14 protein-coding genes and 1 pseudogene are annotated in these 19,895 nt (G+C 42.5%); 14 read left to right on the plus strand and 1 reads right to left on the minus strand.

Features of this window, described 5'->3' with window-relative positions:
* The first annotated feature begins 111 nt into the window (after positions 1 to 111).
* The 3 genes from pyk (at position 112) to aceA (ending at position 4,231) form a co-directional block, all read left to right on the plus strand.
* Positions 112 to 1,872, plus strand: a complete 1,761-nt coding sequence (gene pyk, locus CUU64_RS19530) for a pyruvate kinase (RefSeq protein ID WP_101635341.1) — start codon at positions 112 to 114, stop codon at positions 1,870 to 1,872.
* Between the two features lie 389 nt (positions 1,873 to 2,261).
* Positions 2,262 to 2,648: an FxsA family protein gene (locus CUU64_RS19535; RefSeq protein ID WP_101635342.1), complete on the plus strand. Its 387-nt coding sequence runs from the start codon at positions 2,262 to 2,264 to the stop codon at positions 2,646 to 2,648.
* 281 nt (positions 2,649 to 2,929) lie between these two features.
* The gene (gene aceA, locus CUU64_RS19540) at positions 2,930 to 4,231 is read left to right on the plus strand and encodes an isocitrate lyase (protein WP_101635343.1); all 1,302 of its coding nucleotides are present in this window, start codon (positions 2,930 to 2,932) and stop codon (positions 4,229 to 4,231) included.
* A 242-nt stretch (positions 4,232 to 4,473) separates the two neighbouring features.
* Here aceA and ytvI read toward each other — a convergent pair whose 3' ends face one another.
* A complete protein-coding gene (gene ytvI / locus CUU64_RS19545; RefSeq protein WP_101635344.1) occupies positions 4,474 to 5,601 on the minus strand; it encodes a sporulation integral membrane protein YtvI in 1,128 nt (375 codons plus the stop codon).
* Positions 5,602 to 5,835: 234 nt separating this feature from the next.
* On the opposite strand from ytvI, the gene CUU64_RS19550 reads away from it, so the two are divergent.
* The 11 genes and pseudogenes from CUU64_RS19550 to CUU64_RS19600 all read left to right on the plus strand — a co-directional run bounded on the left by CUU64_RS19550 (position 5,836) and on the right by CUU64_RS19600 (position 19,763).
* Positions 5,836 to 6,294, plus strand: a complete 459-nt coding sequence (locus tag CUU64_RS19550; RefSeq protein ID WP_101635345.1) for a DUF441 domain-containing protein — start codon at positions 5,836 to 5,838, stop codon at positions 6,292 to 6,294.
* A 567-nt stretch (positions 6,295 to 6,861) separates the two neighbouring features.
* On the plus strand, positions 6,862 to 7,977 hold the full coding sequence (gene citZ, locus CUU64_RS19555) for a citrate synthase (RefSeq protein WP_101635346.1): 1,116 nt from the start codon (positions 6,862 to 6,864) through the stop codon (positions 7,975 to 7,977).
* A gap of 114 nt (positions 7,978 to 8,091) precedes the next feature.
* Positions 8,092 to 9,360, plus strand: a complete 1,269-nt coding sequence (icd, locus tag CUU64_RS19560; protein ID WP_101635347.1) for an NADP-dependent isocitrate dehydrogenase — start codon at positions 8,092 to 8,094, stop codon at positions 9,358 to 9,360.
* Positions 9,361 to 9,503: 143 nt separating this feature from the next.
* Entirely contained in the window at positions 9,504 to 10,442 is a 939-nt protein-coding gene (gene mdh, locus CUU64_RS19565) for a malate dehydrogenase (protein ID WP_101635467.1), read from the plus strand.
* A gap of 332 nt (positions 10,443 to 10,774) precedes the next feature.
* Complete coding sequence (locus CUU64_RS19570; protein WP_101635348.1) at positions 10,775 to 11,494, plus strand: response regulator transcription factor; 720 nt, start codon at positions 10,775 to 10,777, stop codon at positions 11,492 to 11,494.
* Positions 11,491 to 13,257 (plus strand): annotated as a pseudogene (gene pnpS / locus CUU64_RS19575) (two-component system histidine kinase PnpS). The gene CUU64_RS19570 and the pseudogene pnpS overlap by 4 nt, the downstream one beginning before the upstream one ends.
* A 342-nt stretch (positions 13,258 to 13,599) precedes the next feature.
* Positions 13,600 to 16,230 (plus strand): DNA polymerase I, encoded by a 2,631-nt coding sequence (gene polA, locus CUU64_RS19580; protein WP_101635349.1) that lies wholly within the window; start codon positions 13,600 to 13,602, stop codon positions 16,228 to 16,230.
* Between the two features lie 59 nt (positions 16,231 to 16,289).
* On the plus strand, positions 16,290 to 17,123 hold the full coding sequence (gene mutM, locus CUU64_RS19585) for a DNA-formamidopyrimidine glycosylase (protein ID WP_101635350.1): 834 nt from the start codon (positions 16,290 to 16,292) through the stop codon (positions 17,121 to 17,123).
* Positions 17,124 to 17,224: 101 nt separating this feature from the next.
* Complete coding sequence (gene ytaF / locus CUU64_RS19590; protein ID WP_101635351.1) at positions 17,225 to 17,854, plus strand: sporulation membrane protein YtaF; 630 nt, start codon at positions 17,225 to 17,227, stop codon at positions 17,852 to 17,854.
* A gap of 21 nt (positions 17,855 to 17,875) precedes the next feature.
* Positions 17,876 to 18,490: a dephospho-CoA kinase gene (gene coaE, locus CUU64_RS19595; RefSeq protein ID WP_101635352.1), complete on the plus strand. Its 615-nt coding sequence runs from the start codon at positions 17,876 to 17,878 to the stop codon at positions 18,488 to 18,490.
* Between the two features lie 241 nt (positions 18,491 to 18,731).
* Complete coding sequence (locus CUU64_RS19600; RefSeq protein WP_101635353.1) at positions 18,732 to 19,763, plus strand: glyceraldehyde-3-phosphate dehydrogenase; 1,032 nt, start codon at positions 18,732 to 18,734, stop codon at positions 19,761 to 19,763.
* The last annotated feature ends 132 nt before the right edge of the window (positions 19,764 to 19,895 follow it).

The raw sequence follows: 19,895 nt of genomic DNA on the forward strand, positions 1-19,895 counted from the left end.
TGGGTAACGCAGGAGAAGACATAAGGGCCTTCCTTCCCTGTGTCCTGATTTATGTGGATAAGAAACCTGATTGCAAAAAAGTGTCAAAAGAAAGAACTGGAGGTAACGAACATGCGCAAGACTAAAATTGTTTGTACGATCGGGCCTGCAAGTGAAAGCTTGGAGAAATTGACTCAACTTATCGATGCTGGGATGAATGTATCAAGATTAAATTTCTCGCATGGCAGCCATGAAGAGCATGGAAACAGAATTTCCAACATTCGAGAAGTAGTACAGAAGACCGGTAAGCAGGTTGCAATTCTTTTGGATACAAAAGGCCCGGAAATTCGTACGCATAACATGGTAAATGATGCGATCGAGTTAGTGGCAGGAAATGAAGTCATTGTATCGATGGAAGAAGTGATGGGTACTCCTGAGAAATTTTCAATTACATATGAAGGACTTATAGATGATGTCAATATCGGATCAAGAATCCTATTGGATGACGGATTGATTGGGCTTGATGTTATCGGGATAGATCGTGACCACAACGAAATAAAGACAAAAATCCTTAATAGCGGAACGCTTAAAAATAAAAAAGGTGTCAATGTACCTGGTGTATCGGTAAAACTGCCTGGGATTACAGAAAAGGATGCTCAGGATATCATTTTTGGAATCGAGCAGGGGATTGACTTCATTGCTGCATCCTTTGTCCGACGCGCTTCGGATGTACTGGAAATTCGTGAACTTTTGGAACAGCATGGTGCGTCACATATTCAAATCATTCCGAAGATCGAGAACCAGGAGGGTGTGGATAACATTGATGAAATCCTTGAGGTTTCCGATGGATTAATGGTTGCTCGCGGAGATTTAGGTGTGGAAATCCCTGCAGAAGAAGTGCCTTTGGTGCAAAAGCAATTGATTAAGAAGTGCAATATACTTGGGAAGCCTGTAATTACAGCTACACAAATGCTCGATTCCATGCAACGAAACCCGCGTCCTACCCGTGCGGAAGCAAGTGACGTAGCAAATGCCATTTTCGACGGTACAGATGCAATTATGCTCTCAGGAGAAACAGCTGCCGGTTCCTATCCGGTGGAAGCTGTCCAAACAATGCATAATATCGCTTCCCGTGCTGAAAGTGCGTTAAATCACAAAGACCTTCTTTCAGACAGAAGCAAGGATAATGGACATAATGTTACAGATGCAATTAGCCAATCGGTAGCCCACACCGCGTTGAACCTGGATGTAGCCGCCATCATTGCCCCAACTGAAAGCGGCCATACTCCGAGAATGATCTCGAAATATCGTCCTAAGGCTCCGATTATTGCTGTTACTTCGAAAGAACATGTATCAAGAAGGCTTGCACTTGTTTGGGGGGTATATCCTCAAATAGGAATGGAAGCCACCACGACTGACGAAATGCTTGAATCTGCAATCGACTCAAGCTTAAGCTGTGAACTTGTGAACCATGGGGATCTAGTAGTGATTACGGCAGGAGTGCCGGTAGGGGAAACGGGAACAACTAACCTTATGAAAATTCATGTTCTGGGAGAAACTTTGTTAAAAGCACAAGGAATCGGCAGAAAGACTGCAAAAGGGAATGTAGTGATAGCAAAGACGGCTGCGGAAGCTAACCAAAGGGTTACTGAAGGTTCTGTCCTTGTTACAATCGCATCAGATAAGGATATGATGCCTGCGCTTGAAAAATGTGCAGCGCTCATAACAGAAGAAGGCGGCCTGACAAGCCATGCTGCAGTTGTCGGGATTAATCTCGGTATACCGGTCATTGTAGGCGCCGAGAATGCCACTTCTGTTTTGAAGGATGGACAAAGCATTACGGTGGATGCAAGCCGTGGTATTATCTACAACGGACATGCGAATGTTTTGTAACATCTTTTAGAAATAGACAGCTTACCTGGACTTCCACAGGACAAGGAAGACTTCGTAGCATCGCACGAAGGAAAGCGTAGCTTTTCGAGGATGCGGTGATGTCAACGTTTTCCACAGGACAGGGAACTCTGCGGAAGCGATACATTGCACGAAGGAAAGCATAGCTTTTTCGTAGACGTGCCAGTTGTTAGTCGACGTTCATTATTACAGGCGATTGTGATTTTCTTGACAGATAAGAAAGTATAAAAATTTGGTGTGCCACAGTTTGCGTAACTGTGGTCTTTTTTTACTCTTTGGCATGGTAACGAATATTAGAATGATCTTCGCTGATTGCTGTATAATGGTTAGCACAGGCACTTTCTATTTTTGGTTCACGCTGGAGGTATAAAATGAAATATTTTTTGTTGTTATTGATTGCACTTCCTACGGTTGAGATATCAGTATTACTACTCAGCGGACGAACAATAGGGTTCTGGCCGACGCTTGCACTTATGATAGCTACGGGAGTAATCGGCACATACCTGGCAAAGCAACAGGGACTTGAAACCCTAAGGAAGGCCCAGGAGCAAATGAGATATGGACAGGTACCTGGAAATGCCCTGCTCGATGGAATCTGTGTTCTGGTTGGAGGGACACTGCTATTGACTCCAGGCTTCGTGACTGATATTTTCGGGCTGTTTTTATTGCTGCCGCCCACCCGGAACATTATCAAACCGATGCTGCTTAAATGGATAAGAAATAGGATTAATAAGGGAAATATCACAATCATTAGATAAATATCGACCTGGCTTAAGAAAATAGCCGGGTCGTTTTTTTTGACTAAACGTACTGTTCTAATACAGAATTTTATCTTTTTTATTTCTACGTACCACTAAAACGTTGATGTACCAAGGTTTGTGAGCGTTCAATAAATTTATTTTTCGGAATTGTTAGAAAAGTAGTGACAAACTAAAAAATATTGTTATATAATACGAATAAGCAATTGTTATATAATACAAAAAAGATTTTAAATTTCTGTATTATAACAAAAAACTTTTAACCCGGGAGGAATCATACTATGAGACAAGAAAGAGCTAGAATTCTTGAAGAAAGCTGGAAAAACGAAGAACGCTGGAATGGCATTACTAGACCATACAGTGCAGAGGATGTTATCCGATTAAGAGGTTCTATCGATATTGAACATACATTAGCGCGCCGTGGCTCTGAGAAACTTTGGAACCAGCTTCATACAGAGGACTTCATTAACGCTCTTGGTGCTTTAACAGGAAACCAGGCGATGCAGCAGGTAAAAGCAGGGCTTAAGGCGATTTACTTAAGCGGCTGGCAGGTGGCTGCAGATGCCAACCTTTCCGGACATATGTACCCGGACCAAAGCTTGTATCCGGCAAACAGTGTACCGATGGTCGTAAAGCGCATTAACCAAGCGCTTCAGCGTGCGGATCAAATACATTACATGGAAGGCAATGAGGAAATTGATTGGTTTGCTCCAATCGTAGCGGATGCTGAAGCAGGTTTTGGAGGGCAGCTGAATGTATTCGAGCTTATGAAAGGCATGATCGAAGCAGGGGCTGCCGGCGTACACTTTGAAGACCAGCTTGCATCAGAGAAAAAATGTGGCCACCTAGGCGGGAAGGTACTTCTTCCTACACAAACGGCTGTTAAGAACTTAATCTCTGCCCGTTTTGCGGCTGATGTGATGGGAGTCCCTACCGTGTTGATTGCACGCACAGATGCAGACGCAGCAGATCTTATTACTAGCGATATTGATCCGGTTGACGCACCATTCATTACTGGTGAACGTACACCTGAAGGGTTTTACAGAACGAAGGCCGGTCTGGATCAGGCAATTGCAAGAGGACTTGCATATGCACCATATGCAGACTTGATTTGGTGTGAAACTTCTGAACCAAACCTGGAACAGGCACGCCGTTTTGCTGAAGCGATCCATGAGAAATTCCCTGGCAAGCTTTTAGCCTATAACTGCTCTCCTTCATTTAACTGGAAGGCTAAACTGGATGATGAAACGATCGCGAATTTCCAAAGGGAGATTGCAAAAATGGGATACAAATTCCAATTTGTTACCCTTGCAGGGTTCCATACTCTGAATCACAGTATGTTCGAATTGGCACGGGAATACAAAGACCATGGAATGGCTGCTTACTCCAAAGTGCAGCAGGCTGAATTCGCAAGCGAAGAATATGGCTACACAGCAACAAGGCACCAACGCGAGGTTGGTACTGGATACTTTGATGAAGTAGCCCAGGTTGTATCCGGCGGTACATCCTCTACTACAGCTCTTAAAGGATCTACTGAAGCGGAACAGTTCAAAAATGGAAATAAGCAGGAAGTGAAAGCATAAGAAAAATGCAAGGAGCCATCGAATATACTAGATGGCTCCTTGCATTTTTTTGCACTGTTGAAAAAGTAATTAGTATTTACTAGGCAGATTCGTTACACAAGCCCTGTGAGCGCTAACTAAGAATAAATCAGAACACGAGTAGAAATACTCTACGTCTTTATATCTTACCCTGTGTGGTTTATATTCTGTGAGCGTCTAAATCCCCTTCAGTCTATTCTTTTTAAGACAGGAGCGGGCTTTTTTTATGCTTTTTGGATAGGATCATTCCCCATTATATAGCTCCAAATATCACGAAAAATGTTAGCGCGGTGCAAAGTATTGATAATTACAAGCACAACGGGCCCAACAATAAGACCAAGAAAACCAATTAATTTAAAACCAACAAAAAGAGCAATGAGCGTTGCCAACGGATCAAGTCCGATACTCGAGGATAGAACCTTAGGCTCCATTAATTGGCGCTGGACAATGACTACTGCATACAATACCCCAAGGCCAACCGCCAGGCCAGTATCACCTGTAATGGCAGCATAAATGATCCATGGAACAAACACGGTTCCAGTTCCCAAATATGGAAGGATGTCAACTAAACCGCAAATCAATGCGATGGTGATTGCGTATTTTACCTGAAGGATTAATAAACCAATAAGGACGATGATGGTTGTAAGGGAAATCAGGGTGAATTGTGCACGGATGAAGCCAAATAAAGCTTTTTTAAGATCCTGGATCACTCGCTTGAAGCTGAAAAATACTTTCTCGGGCAATATATGACCGCTGAATCTAGTAAGCCGGTACCAATCCTTGCTAATGAAAAATGTCGCCAATAAGGAGAAAATCAAAACGGTGGCTGCGTTTGGAAACCAACCAATGATTACCGGTATATTTTGAAAAAATTCCTGTATGAAATTTCCTGCTGTAGATCCGATTTTTTGGCCCACGTTCTGGATATTTGCCATGATTGTATCTTGCTGTTCTACATCAAGGTTATCAAAAAGGGTTGCAATTTTATTGTAAAAAGGCAAAATTTGTGCTGCGACAAACTCTTCGATATAGTTAATGATGGTTTCAACATGTTTAGGTACCATTTCACCCAAATAATCGGCGCCCGAAACAATCTCAGCTACCAACAGTGTGATCAGGCCTGCAAAGAGGGAAAGAATCAACAGGAGTGCAATAAACACTGCCAGCCCTCTTGGCATTTTTGTTTTTGTTTCGAAGAAATCGACGAGGGGATTCATAAAAAAAGCTATAAAGACAGCGATGATAAACGGGTATGTATATTTAGATAAGTAAAAAATCATGAATAAGCTGGCAATAAGAATGCCGATTACTAGCATAAATCGGAGAAAACGGTTCACAATTAATGGATTCATATTTTCCCTTCCCTTGTTACATGGTTTTAAAAAGTTTCATGCCATTACTGGCGGGATTTTCACTCTGCACCCGTTGCCAATCTGCTCGTTTAATTATAATGCTTTTACACAAGATATGAAAAGAAAGTTTGTCCCTATTGGAGATTCATTGAATTCAACACCGGGTTATTTTTTTAATTAAAACAAGTGTTTTGTTATGCTAAGATAATAAGAAGAATGATAGGAGAAATGTTTATGAACGGACCGGTTTTATTTTTGCTTATGCTGGGAGCCATAGGCTACATGGCAAAAAACAATTCGCTTATGCTTGCAGCAGGCTTTCTCCTCCTGCTTAAGTTTACGGGCCTGGATGTAAAGGTATTCCCTTATTTAGCCTCAAAAGGAATCAATCTCGGAGTGACTGTGATTACAATTGCCGTATTGGTCCCAATTGCAGCTGGGACGATTGGCTTCAAAGAATTGGGGGAGGCAATTAAATCCCCTTATGCCTGGATTGCGCTTGCTTCAGGAATTGCTGTGGCCCTTATGGCAAAAGGGGGCCTATCGCTGCTTGCAACAGACCCGCATATAACAACTGCCCTTGTGTTTGGTACGATCCTCGCTGTAGCACTGTTTAAGGGAGTTGCTGTGGGGCCATTGGTTGGCGCTGGAATTGCCTACTTATGCATGCAAGTTTACAATTTTATTAAATAAGAAAAAATGACGTTGCCTAACGGGACTTTTAATCTCTTGCGTCGCCCGCGAGCAGCATGATCTCTAAGCGCTGCGTGTATTCGTTTACAGTGATAGCCCTCTTCATCTTCCTTCATACCCGGATAAATTGTGAAAAAATTTTATGTTTTTCTAAAAAAATAATAATTTTTTCACATTTTAGGTTCTTTCCATTCACAAAAATCTGATAATTGTATATAATGGATTTGTAGAACCCCCTTGCAAAGGTATGGCGGTGGGTGATTAGTTGCTGTAATTGTTTAAAACATAGCGCCAAATCGCTTCTTCATATCATGGAGGCTAAATCCTGAGCAAGCGCTCGATAGGCATGTTTTGATAGAATATCTTTAGGGTAAAAATGAGAGACGGCAATAGGTAAGAAATCAAACATTTTTATACCTTTATTGGTAACGCTTTCATTTTTGAGAAAAAATACCGCCTGTATTACATAATAAGATGGCTGTTTCACAGTTGTCTTGGAAGCGCTGTACTTTTACAAGCGGGAGGACAAGGGAAAAGGGGATTATTCTAGAAAAGGAGATGTTTTGTATGTCAGTAACAAAGGGTCTGGAAGGAATAGTTGCAACAACTTCATCTATCAGTTCAATCATTGATGATACGTTAACTTATGTAGGCTACGATATCGATGATCTCGCTGAAAATGCTACCTTCGAGGAAGTAATCTATTTATTATGGCACCGAAGTCTTCCTAATAGGGGCGAATTGGCGCTGCTGACTCAGCAGCTTGCAGAAAATGCCAGTGTGCCTAAGGAAGTGCTTGACCATTTCAAAATGTATCCGATTGAGAAAGTTCACCCGATGGCCGCTCTGCGCACAGCAATTTCACTCCTGGGCCTTTATGATGATGAAGCGGATGATATGTCGGATGATGCAAACTACCGAAAAGCAATCCGGCTGCAAGCACAGATTCCAACAATCGTTACCGCTTTTGCTCGTGTTAGAAAGGGGCTTGAGCCGGTTGCGCCCCGTACGGACCTAAGCTTTGCAGCTAACTTCCTATATATGCTTAGCGGCAAAGAACCGACGGCAATTGAAGAAGAAGCCTTCAACAAAGCGCTAGTGCTGCATGCAGACCACGAATTAAACGCTTCTACCTTTACAGCCCGTGTTGCCGTAGCTACATTATCTGACATCTATTCAGGGCTAACTGCAGCCATCGCAGCGCTAAAAGGCCCGTTGCATGGCGGAGCGAATGAAGCAGTAATGAAGATGCTTACTGAAATCGGCGCTGTGGAAAACGTAGAATCCTATATTAACAGGAAGTTAGAAAACAAGGAGAAGATCATGGGCTTCGGTCACCGTGTATACCGGAATGGGGATCCACGAGCGAAGCATCTAAAACATATGTCCCAAAAATTGACTGAGATTACAGGTCAATCCCAATACTACGATATGTCTGTCAAAATCGAGGACTTGGTCACTTCGCAAAAGAATCTTCCGCCAAACGTGGATTTCTACTCAGCTTCTGTGTACCACAGCCTTGGCATTGACCATGACCTTTTTACGCCAATATTCGCGGTAAGCCGTACTTCAGGATGGCTGGCGCATATTCTTGAACAATACGAAAACAACCGTCTAATCCGTCCTCGCGCTGAATATATTGGTCCTGGAATGCAAAAATATGTGCCGGTGGAAAAAAGATAATTATTTTATTTTTTAATTTAGCGATTATATAGTAAATTAATAATTGTGAGATAAAGAGGTTAGCTGGTATATATCAAACCACTAACCTTTGAATTTGCAAATGGAGGTATAGTCATGACACAAGGTGAAAAAATTACAGTAGAGAATGGTAGATTACAGGTACCTAACAACCCGGTTATCCCTTTCATTGAGGGAGACGGTATCGGACCGGATATCTGGGCGGCAGCTTCACGCGTACTTGAAGCAGCAGTTGAAAAAGCTTATAACGGTGAGAAGAGTATCGTGTGGAAAGAAGTGCTTGCAGGGGAGAAGGCTTTCAACCAGACAGGCGAATGGCTTCCACAGGAAACGCTTGATGTAATCAGCGAGTATCTTATTGCTATTAAGGGACCTCTTACAACGCCGATTGGTGGCGGGATCCGTTCATTAAACGTTGCTCTTCGCCAGGAATTAGACCTATTTACATGCTTGCGCCCGGTGCGTTATTTTGAAGGCGTTCCTTCCCCAGTAAAACGCCCTGAGGATACTGACATGGTTATTTTCCGTGAAAATACGGAAGACATTTACGCAGGTATCGAGTATGCGAAAGGATCTGAAGAAGTACAGAAATTACTAGACTTCCTGCAAAATGAAATGGGTGTTTCTAAAATCCGTTTCCCTGAAACTTCTGGTATCGGAATCAAGCCGGTTTCCGAAGAGGGAACTAAACGCCTTGTGCGCGCTGCCATCAATTATGCAATAAAAGAAGGCCGTAAGTCTGTGACTTTGGTACATAAAGGGAATATCATGAAGTTCACTGAAGGGGCATTCAAAAACTGGGGCTATGAATTAGCTGAACAGGAATTTGGCGATAAAGTATTCACATGGGCCCAATATGACCGTATCAAAGAAGAACAAGGTTCTGAAGCTGCCAACAAAGCGCAGGCTGAAGCTGAAGCTGAGGGCAAAATCATTATTAAGGATTCCATTGCTGATATCTTCCTTCAGCAAATCCTTACCCGTCCAAAAGAATTTGATGTAGTAGCTACAATGAACCTGAATGGTGACTACATTTCTGATGCACTTGCAGCTCAGGTTGGCGGTATCGGTATTGCTCCAGGGGCAAACATAAACTATGAAACTGGACATGCTATCTTTGAAGCTACCCATGGAACTGCTCCAAAATATGCAGGTCTTGATAAGGTAAATCCATCTTCTGTTCTTCTTTCAGGCGTGTTGATGCTTGAACACCTAGGCTGGACAGAAGCAGCTAAATCTATCATTAGTTCCGTTGAGAATACAATTTCTTCTAAAGTTGTAACATATGACTTCGCACGCCTAATGGAAGGTGCTACTGAAGTTAAATGCTCCGAATTTGCTGATGAATTAATTAAAAACCTTTAATACCAGGAATTACCTCATAGATTTTGAAAATCATCCGGATGGTGCTGAAAAGTTGCCATCCGGATTGCTTTATTATATTTTTTTACCAGCAAGGGAAGCCAGAAATGAAAGTTTTCTACATAATCGCGGGGGAGGAAACTGACATGTCCATGAAACGCAAAAAAATCTCTGTAATCGGTGCCGGTTTTACAGGTGCCACTACTGCTTTTTTATTAGCGCAAAGGGAGCTGGGCGACGTCGTGCTGGTGGATATTCCGCAAGCGGAATATCCCACTAAAGGGAAAGCGCTTGATATGCTTGAAGCCAGTCCGGTTCAAGGATTCGATGCAAATATCATCGGTACTTCAAACTATGAAGATACGACAGATTCAGATATCGTAATTATCACTGCGGGGATTGCACGAAAGCCAGGCATGAGCCGTGATGACTTGGTGCAGACAAACCAGAAGGTCATGAAATCAGTTACCCGGGAAATCGTAAAATATTCGCCAAACACGACGATCATTGTACTTACTAACCCGGTTGACGCTATGACTTACACTGTATTCAAGGAATCCGGATTTCCTAAAAACCGTGTGATCGGACAATCTGGCGTTCTTGACACAGCACGTTTCCGTACGTTTGTGGCACAGGAACTTAACTTGTCAGTTAAAGACATTAGCGGATTTGTATTAGGCGGTCATGGAGATGATATGGTGCCGCTGGTGCGCTATTCTTATGCAGGCGGAATCCCGCTTGAGACCCTTATTCCTAAAGAGCGGCTGGAAGCGATCGTTGAACGCACCCGTAAAGGCGGAGGCGAAATCGTTAACCTTCTTGGAAACGGCAGCGCTTACTATGCACCTGCTGCTTCACTAGTTGAAATGGCAGAAGCGATCCTTAAAGATCAGCGCCGTGTCATTCCTTCCATTGCTTATCTTGAAGGGGAATATGGTTTTAAAGGTATCTATCTTGGTGTCCCTACGATCCTTGGGTCTGGCGGGATCGAAAAAATCATAGAACTTGAACTTAAAGAAGATGAAAAGGCGGCGCTTGCTAAATCTGCAGATTCTGTAAAAAGCGTTATGCAAGTACTTCAGTAATCTTTTTTCGCTATATTAAAAGAGGTTGTCCAAATGAACATTGGGTTCAAGCCCGATGGACCATTTCCCTGGGCACCCTCTTTTTTTCAAACTTGCGAACAGCAATTAGTAATGGAGACGGTGGGATAATGCTGCTAAAAAAAAGAAGTTGTAAGAAGATGTACCAAAAGGGTGATGTCCCTTATGGTACATCTTCTTTTTTAGGTTTCGCATGCAGGCACAAAGTTGGAACTACGTGAAAAAAGTTTTCCTGCTACTTTTTTTTCTTTATAATAAGAGTGGATGAAGGCGAAATTATATATATTGGGGTACTATATTTTCAGGAGGAAGCCATGGCAAAAAAAGTTCTCGTTGTGGATGATGAAAAATCTATACTGACACTGCTTCAATACAATCTAGAGCAGGCCGGTTATTCCGTTGCCACAGCAATGGATGGAGAGGAAGGCAAAAATCTCGCACTTGAAATCAATCCTGATTTGATCATCTTGGATTTAATGCTTCCAAAGCTTGATGGAATTGAAGTGTGCAAACAGCTACGCCAGCAAAAAGTGATGGTACCGATTCTGATGCTTACGGCAAAAGATGATGAATTTGATAAAGTACTTGGCCTGGAGCTGGGTGCCGACGACTATATGACCAAACCGTTCAGTCCTCGAGAGGTAGTAGCGCGCGTAAAGGCCATACTCCGGCGGTCACAAATTCAGTCAGAATTAAAGGATGTAGCACCTGAGGAAGATGGTGAGCTATTTAAATTTGGTGATTTAAAGATTTACCCTGATCGTTATGAAGCATTTTTTGAGGAGGACCAGCTTGAATTGACACCCAAGGAGTTTGAATTGCTTCTTTACCTTGCTAAGCATAAGGGCAGGGTATTAACAAGGGATCAGCTGCTGAGCGCTGTTTGGAATTATGACTTTGCAGGTGACACGAGGATCGTAGATGTCCATATCTCCCACCTCCGAGAAAAAATTGAACAAAACACAAAGAAACCACTGTATATTAAAACCATACGGGGGTTAGGCTACAAGCTTGAGGAGCCCAAGGGAGAATGACAAAGTTCAGGACCAAGCTTCTTTTGGCTTTAATTAGTCTGATCATCGTTGTTTTAGCAGCGACCGGCCTGCTGTTAGGGCAATTATTTAAAGGTCATTACGTAAATTATTTTAATGAAAGAGCCCATAAAGAAACTCTCTTTATCTCCAACTATATTAAAGAAATTGGCGGTATCAACAATTTTTTAAGAGAAGGCAGCCAAACCGAACTGACAGCTTTACTGGGATCGCATTTCACCCTTATATCTAAAAACGGAACGATGCTTTATGATTCGCATACAAATAGAAAAAACCTACCGGAAAACCATGCGGATATATTACGACAGGTTATGGAAGCAAAAGGAACCAGCAGGGAAGGATCAGAAGTGGTCAAGGGATCTCCTAATCTGCATTATTATTGGAAAGCGATTGAAAAGGATAATAAAGTTGAAGGGTATGTTGTTCTGAGCAATGAAATGGATGTCCTGCAAAAGGCGAACCGCCAAATGTGGTGGATCCTGATAGGCAGTATCGGGGCTTCACTAATTGCTATCATCTTAATTGGAAGCAGGATAGCCATGAGATATACCCGCCCGATCGAATCCGCTGCCACGACCGCAATCGAATTGGCCAAGGGGAATTACCGGGCACGTACATATGAAGACCGTTCCGATATTGCTGGGGGCTTGAGTACATCCCTTAACATCCTAGCAAGAAATCTTCAGGAGATGGAGATTGCAAGGGAAATGCAGCAGGATCGCCTCGAGACCCTGATCGAAAATATCGGCAGCGGTGTGATGCTGATCGATAACAAAGGTTATGTTACTTTGATTAACCGCGAATACAAGGAACTTTTCAATGTTGAAGCATCTGATATCCTCTATAGGTTATACTATGAGGTAATACGCCATAAGGAAATCATTCATATTATAGAAGAGATTTTCATGATCGAACAAAGCATTAAGCGCCAGCTCCTCATTCCTCTGGCGATTGAACGAAAGCATTTTGAAGTGTATGGGGCGCCGATCATTGGCAACCATGATGAATGGAAAGGTGTCCTAGTCGTCTTGCATGACATCACCGAATTGAAAAAGCTTGAGCAAGTGAGAAAAGATTTTGTGGCAAATGTATCCCACGAACTAAAAACGCCGATCACTTCCATAAAAGGTTTTTCTGAAACCCTATTGGATGGGGCGATGAAGGATGAAGAAGCTTTACAGTATTTCTTATCCATTATCTTAAAAGAAAGTGACAGGATGCAGGCTTTGATACAGGAGCTTTTGGATTTGTCCAAAATCGAGCAGCAGGAATTTGTCTTGAATACTGAAAACCTGGATCTGCCCCACTTGCTTCAAGAGACATGTGAGATCCTTTAGGGAAAAGCGGATGAAAAAAATATTTCCTTGACGTTGCATGCCGCTGAAAGACCGATTACGATAAAAGGGGATTCATACAGGATAAAGCAGATATTCATCAACCTGATTACTAACGCGTTGAACTATACGGGGCCAGGCGGGTCGGTGAAAATCAGCATAGCCGAGGATGAAAAGACGGTGAAAGCATCGGTGCGCGATACCGGCATTGGGATTGAGAAAGAAGAATTGCCACGTATCTTCGAGCGTTTTTATCGGGTGGACAAGGCTAGAAGCCGAAATTCAGGGGGAACTGGCCTTGGACTTGCGATTGTCAAGCATATAGTCGAAGCACATAAAGGAAAGATAACCGTTGATAGCCAGCCAGGTAAGGGCACCACTTTTACGGTGATTTTTAACAAGAATTTATGATAGGAATGAAGGGGAAATTTCGCAAGTTGAAATGATTTACATTACTTTTACAATTAATTCAAGCCTTCTTAATATCTGAGGCCTACAATAACTTATGAAAACCCCTTCATCCAAGGAACCGAAAAGGTGAGGACACGACCCCGTCCTCGCCTTTTCCATTTTAAAAGCTTGAGACAGCCGTTATTTTTCTTTCGATCTATTCTCATGTTAGAATAGACTCAGGATTATAACGGCTTTTTGGCTGGAAGGAAAATAAAAAATTTCCTCCGTACAATCGGCGAGTTTTCTAATCTTGTCCTAGTGGCCTGCACAAGCCTTATCGATAGTTAGGGGGACCTGAAATTGGGAAAAAAGATTGTTTTGATTGATGGAAACAGCATCGCATATCGAGCTTTTTTTGCGCTGCCGCTTCTTAATAATGATAAAGGGATTCATACGAATTCCATTTACGGCTTTACAATGATGCTAAACAAGATTCTTGAGGAAGAAAAACCGAGCCATATACTCGTGGCTTTTGACGCGGGAAAAACAACTTTCCGCCATGCTTCATTCAAGGAATACAAGGGCGGGCGCCAAAAGACGCCCCCAGAGCTTTCTGAGCAATTTCCTTTTATACGGGAGTTATTGAAGCGCTTTGGAATTTCTCAATACGAGCTTGAGAATTATGAAGCGGACGATATTATAGGGACATTGTCTCTACAGGCGGAGAAGGTTGGCTTTGAAGTAAAGGTTATTTCTGGCGATAAGGATTTGACGCAGCTTTCCTCCCCGTCAACTACTGTTGGTATAACCCGAAAAGGCATTACAGATATTGAGGAATATACCCCTAAGCATATTCAGGAAAAGTACGGAATCGGACCCCATCAGATTATTGATATGAAGGGCTTGATGGGAGATGCATCGGATAATATCCCGGGAATACCAGGTGTCGGGGAAAAAACTGCTCTTAAACTGTTGCATCAATTTGGAACGATTGAGAATTTATTAGAATCGATTGATGAGGTAAAGGGGCAAAAATTACAAGAAAAAATCGATGAGAATAAAGACTCGGCTGTGTTAAGCAAGCAGCTTGCAACGATTACTAGGGAGGCACCGATTGAGGTAAAGCTTGAAGATACGGTTTACAACGGAATGGACAAGGCAAAAGTGATTTCTTTATATAAAGAATTAGGCTTTCAGTCATTGCTTGATAAAATGGATGACACAAACGCAGAAGGGGATATTGTCCAGGAGACAATTGAGTTTGAAAAGGTGGAAGACATCAGTGACAGCCTGTTTACCTATGAAAACTCCTTATATATTGAAATATTGGACGATAATTATCACCGGGCAGACATCATCGGCTTTTCATTGTCCAATGAAAATGGGAATTTTTATATTCCTGTTGAAACAGCTCTTCGTTCGGATGAGTTCAAAAAGTGGGCTGCTGACGATTCAAAAAGAAAGGCTGTCTTTGATGCAAAACGCTCGATTGTTGCCTTAAAAAGAAGGGGGATTGAGCTTAAAGGGGTTGATTTTGATATATTCCTTGCTTCTTATATTTTGAACCCGTCGGAATCAGTTGACGATGTGGCCGCGATAGCAAAATCCCAAAGCGGTATCCAGCTCCAATCTGATGAAGCTTTCTACGGCAAAGGAGCGAAACGTTCGGTTCCGGGAGAAGACAGGCTTGGTGAACATCTGGCCCGTAAATCTGAAGCGATATTTAGGATGAAAGAGCCAATCGTTAAAGCGCTTGAGGAACATGAGCAGTATAAGCTATTCACGGAACTGGAGATGCCTTTGGCCATGATCCTGGCACAAATGGAAATTCAGGGCATTAAGGTTGACGTGGACAGGCTAAAGGCAATGGGTACCGAATTATCTCAGAGACTGAGAGCGACGGAAGAGAAGATCCATCAGCTTGCAGGTGAAGCATTTAACATTAACAGCCCGAAGCAACTCGGTGTAATTTTATTTGAAAAGCTGGGGCTGCCGGTTGTAAAGAAAACCAAAACCGGATATTCGACTTCGGCTGATGTACTCGAAAAATTGGAAAACGAGCATGAAATCGTCATGGAGATTCTTCATTATCGCCAGCTCGGTAAGCTGAAGTCTACCTATATTGAAGGGCTTTTAAAAGTGGTTGAGGAAGAAACTCATAAGGTGCATACCCGTTTTAACCAGGCGCTAACGGCAACCGGCCGTCTGAGTTCGACCGATCCGAACCTGCAAAACATACCGATCAGGCTTGAAGAGGGCAGAAAAATTAGGCAGGCTTTCATCCCTTCTGAAGAGGACTGGATTATTTTTGCGGCCGACTATTCACAGATTGAGCTGCGTGTGCTCGCCCATATCGCAAATGATGAGGGATTGATTGAGGCATTCAGGGCAGACATGGACATCCATACAAAAACCGCCATGGATGTGTTCCACGTTTCTGCAGACGAAGTCACCCCGAATATGCGCCGGCATGCAAAGGCGGTAAACTTTGGAATTGTTTATGGTATTAGTGATTACGGTTTATCGCAAAGTCTTGGCATTACAAGAAAAGAAGCAGGGAAGTTCATAGACCAATATCTTAAAAGCTTTCCAGGTGTCCAGGATTATATGAAGGAAAGCATTCATGAGGCCAAGCAAAAAGGCTATTCAACCACACTTCTTCAAAGGCGCAGATATATTCCTGAAATCACAAGCCGTAATTTCAATTTACGAAGCTTTGCAGAAAGAACGGCTATGAATACTCCGATTCAGGGAAGTGCGGCAGATATCATCAAGCTTGCGATGATCAATATGAGCGAGCGCCTTGAGGAAGAAAACTTGAAGGCCCGCCTATTACTCCAAGTGCATGATGAACTGATATTTGAGGCACCGCGGGAAGAACTGGAAATGTTAATGAAAATTGTTCCGGAAGAAATGGAACGCGCGATTGAACTGAAGGTGCCATTAAAAGTGGATTATGCTTATGGGCCAACATGGTTTGACGCTAAATAACGTGTGAACCGGCGAAAACGAATTACACTTACAGAATATTTATGAACGAAGGTGATTTTATGCCTGAGCTTCCAGAGGTTGAAACAATCAGAAGGACGCTTGCACAGCTTGTAATTGGAAAAACAATCAAAGAAGTTTCGGTATTTTGGCCAAAAATCATCAAAGCGCCCGAACAATTTGAACAGTTTCGGGATGCCCTCAAGGGACAGACCATACAAGGGATAGGCCGACGCGGCAAGTTTCTAATTTTCTACCTTGATTCCTATTCATTGGTTTCGCATTTGCGAATGGAGGGGAAATATGGTGTTTACCCTTCTGAAGAGCCTTATGATAAGCATACTCATGTGTTATTTCATTTTACTGATGGAACGGTGCTCCGCTATCGGGATGTCCGCAAGTTCGGGACTATGCATTTATTTGCAAAAGGGGAAGAAGAAAACAACCTTCCGTTGCTTCATCTGGGGCCCGAGCCCTTATCAGCAGAATTTACAGTACAGCATTTGTCCGAAAAGCTTTCAAAAACCGGCAGGAAGATTAAGCCTGTCCTGCTTGACCAAACCGTGGTAGTGGGCATCGGTAATATTTATGTGGATGAGGCTCTGTTCCGCTCCGGTATACACCCTGAAAGGATTGCTTCTTCTTTGACACCGGAGGAAATCAAGACGCTTCACAAAGAAATAAAAGATACCCTCTCAGAAGCTGTTGAAAAGGGGGGCAGCACCATCCGTTCCTATATCAATTCACAGGGGCAAATTGGCATGTTCCAACTCGAGTTGCTTGTATACGGACGGAAGGGAGAGGATTGTAAACGCTGTGGAACCACGCTTGAAAAACATGTTGTTGGAGGTAGGGGGACAACAATATGCCCGAACTGCCAGCAAAATAAGAAGTAAACAGGGACGAAACCATAACCGGTTTGGGGATTCGTTTTAACATCGGATTTGCTCCTTCCATATAATATCGTTGTGAATAACGAGGAAGGAGCCGGTTTTACATGTGGATACAGCTTTTATTTCTTGCATTTGCTGTGAGTCTCGACGGGTTTAGTGTCGGTTTGACGTATGGCATGAGAAAAATAGGGATCCCTTTTAAATCGATTGCCGTAATTGCGTGCTGCTCGGCTTTTAGTCTGGCAATCGCGATGATGATAGGGGAATTCATTGCACAATTTATCTCAAGCGCCGCTGCAGAAAAAACCGGGGGAATGATTTTACTTATCCTTGGAATCTGGTTATTGATCCAGTATTTCAAGCCGGAAAAGCAAATGGAAAACCATGCTGCCGAAAAACTGATTTTTAATTATGAAATCAAGTCGCTTGGTGTTGTGATTAATATCCTTCAGAAACCGATGACTGCTGATTTCGATAAATCAGGCTCGATCAATGGAATAGAAGCGCTTGTACTCGGTTTTGCGTTGTCCCTCGATGCGTTTGGCGCTGGAATTGGTGCGGCGATGCTCGGTATTTCGCCGGCCATTCTGTCAGCAAGCATTGCTGTGATGAGCTCATTATTCATTTTTGTAGGCCTTCAATCCGGGAAAGCTTTAGCATCCAACAAATTTGTACAAAAATTATCCTTCCTTCCCGGTGTTTTGCTTATGATCATAGGAATTATGAAATTTTGAAACTATCAAAAGGAGCCATTTATGAGACAGGTCATTGGAATAACCGGCGGTATTGCAAGTGGAAAAAGCAGCGTAAGTGAATTTATCAAGGAATCAGGTTTCACCGTTATTGATGCCGATATAGCGGCCAGGGAAGCTGTCGAGCCAGGTGAAGAAGCCTACGCCCAAATCGTTGAATCCTTTGGAGATGAGATACTACAGGAGGATAAAATGATAGACCGGGAGAAATTAGGCAGTATCATATTCCATGATACAGAAAAACGGCTCCTATTAAACAGCATTGTCCATCCGGCTGTCAGAAAAAGAATGATAGGCCAGAAAGATTCTGCCTTTGATAGGGAAGAGGAAACGGTATTTATGGATATTCCGCTGCTATTTGAAAGCAAGCTTACATCCATGGTTGATAAAACATTATTGATCTATGTTAATGAACATGTACAAATTGAGCGGTTAATGAAAAGGAATGGGTTTACCAAGTCAGAAGCCCTCGCCAGAATTTCGTCACAGATGCCGCTTTCTGAAAAAAGGAACCTGGCAGATGCTATTATTGATAATAACGGGGATTTTGAAGAAACAAAACGCCAGGTGAAAGAAATACTCCTTGGATGGGGCGTAAAAACGAATAGTGAAAACTGATAGGAAGGGACTCGCTGAGGGGTCCCTTCTTTTTTATGGGTAAAAAGCGGAATTAACAGTAATTTGAGTGGGGAATTCACATTATAATATACCAATAAAGGCTTCGTGAAGGATTAGCCATACTTTTTTGCAGAAATTTTAAAAAATAAACTCTTTTATCATCACAATGCCTGTTTATTATGTTATACTATTTATAGATAATTCATATAAAGTATAACATTAATTCGGGAGGTGCCGAAATATGAAGGCACGAATAGCAATCAATGGTTTTGGAAGAATTGGTAGAATGGTATTTCGAAAAGCAATCATGGATGGAAATCTGGAAATTGTAGCGGTCAATGCCAGCTATTCAGCGGAAACGTTGGCCCATTTAATTAAATACGATACCAATCATGGTAAATTTGATGAAAAAGTGGAAGCTGAACAAGGGGCCCTCATTGTGGGCGGACACCGAGTAGAGTTGTTAAGCGAACGCGATCCAAGCAAACTACCTTGGAAAGAGATGAATATAGATATTGTGATAGAAGCTACGGGTAAATTCAATGATCGGGAGAAAGCCACCCTACATTTGGATGCCGGGGCTGGCAAAGTCATCTTAACAGCCCCAGGGAAAAATGAAGATGTTACTATTGTAATGGGCGTGAATGAAGAATCCCTTGATGTTCAAAAACATTTTGTAATCTCCAATGCATCTTGTACCACGAACTGTCTTGCTCCAGTTGCTAAAGTTCTGGATGAGCAGTTCGGAATTGAAAACGGTTTAATGACCACCGTGCATGCGTATACAAATGACCAAAAGAATATTGATAATCCGCACAAAGATTTGCGTCGTGCACGTGCCTGTGCCCAAAGTATCATCCCTACGACAACGGGCGCGGCTAAAGCATTATCGCTAGTATTGCCGCAGCTTAAGGGAAAACTACACGGGATGGCACTGCGGGTACCCACTCCCAATGTTTCATTAGTTGATTTAGTTGTCGATTTAAAACAAGAGGTCACAGCGGAACAGATTAATGAAGTGTTTCAAACAGCTGCAGCAGGACCGTTAAAAGGGATCCTTGCCTACACTGAAGAACCGCTTGTATCGATTGATTTCAATACGAACCCTCATTCAGCCATTATAGATGGGTTATCCACTATGGTGATTGATGAAAGAAAAGTTAAGGTATTGGCATGGTATGATAATGAGTGGGGATATTCCTGTAGAGTGGTCGACCTGGTTAAATATGTTGGTGAGGAAATGCTTGCTATCAAAGAAATGAAAGTAGGATAAAATCGAAACTTCTTGCTAAGCCCACTGTATAAGGTACAGTGGGCTGTTTTTTGATCACTTGCTTATCAGGAGGCCAACCTTTTTGCACGTGAGAAGAAATATATATATAATGTCCTTGAAAAAGAGAAAAAC

The sequence above is a fragment of the Bacillus sp. V5-8f genome, assembly GCF_002863565.1.
In the GTDB taxonomy this organism is placed as follows: Bacteria; Bacillota; Bacilli; order Bacillales; family DSM-1321; genus Peribacillus.

Bases quoted from the DNA above. Each gene is read 5' to 3' on its own strand.
- mutM (WP_101635350.1), top strand. From the start codon at position 16,290: ATGCCTGAGCTTCCAGAGGTTGAAACAATCAGAAGGACGCTTGCACAG.
- CUU64_RS19535 (WP_101635342.1), top strand. From the start codon at position 2,262: ATGAAATATTTTTTGTTGTTATTGATTGCACTTCCTACGGTTGAGATA.
- citZ (WP_101635346.1), top strand. From the start codon at position 6,862: ATGTCAGTAACAAAGGGTCTGGAAGGAATAGTTGCAACAACTTCATCT.
- mdh (WP_101635467.1), top strand. From the start codon at position 9,504: ATGTCCATGAAACGCAAAAAAATCTCTGTAATCGGTGCCGGTTTTACA.
- coaE (WP_101635352.1), top strand. From the start codon at position 17,876: ATGAGACAGGTCATTGGAATAACCGGCGGTATTGCAAGTGGAAAAAGC.
- CUU64_RS19600 (WP_101635353.1), top strand. From the start codon at position 18,732: ATGAAGGCACGAATAGCAATCAATGGTTTTGGAAGAATTGGTAGAATG.
- ytaF (WP_101635351.1), top strand. From the start codon at position 17,225: ATGTGGATACAGCTTTTATTTCTTGCATTTGCTGTGAGTCTCGACGGG.
- pyk (WP_101635341.1), top strand. From the start codon at position 112: ATGCGCAAGACTAAAATTGTTTGTACGATCGGGCCTGCAAGTGAAAGC.
- CUU64_RS19550 (WP_101635345.1), top strand. From the start codon at position 5,836: ATGAACGGACCGGTTTTATTTTTGCTTATGCTGGGAGCCATAGGCTAC.
- icd (WP_101635347.1), top strand. From the start codon at position 8,092: ATGACACAAGGTGAAAAAATTACAGTAGAGAATGGTAGATTACAGGTA.
- CUU64_RS19570 (WP_101635348.1), top strand. From the start codon at position 10,775: ATGGCAAAAAAAGTTCTCGTTGTGGATGATGAAAAATCTATACTGACA.
- aceA (WP_101635343.1), top strand. From the start codon at position 2,930: ATGAGACAAGAAAGAGCTAGAATTCTTGAAGAAAGCTGGAAAAACGAA.
- ytvI (WP_101635344.1), bottom strand. From the start codon at position 5,601: ATGAATCCATTAATTGTGAACCGTTTTCTCCGATTTATGCTAGTAATC.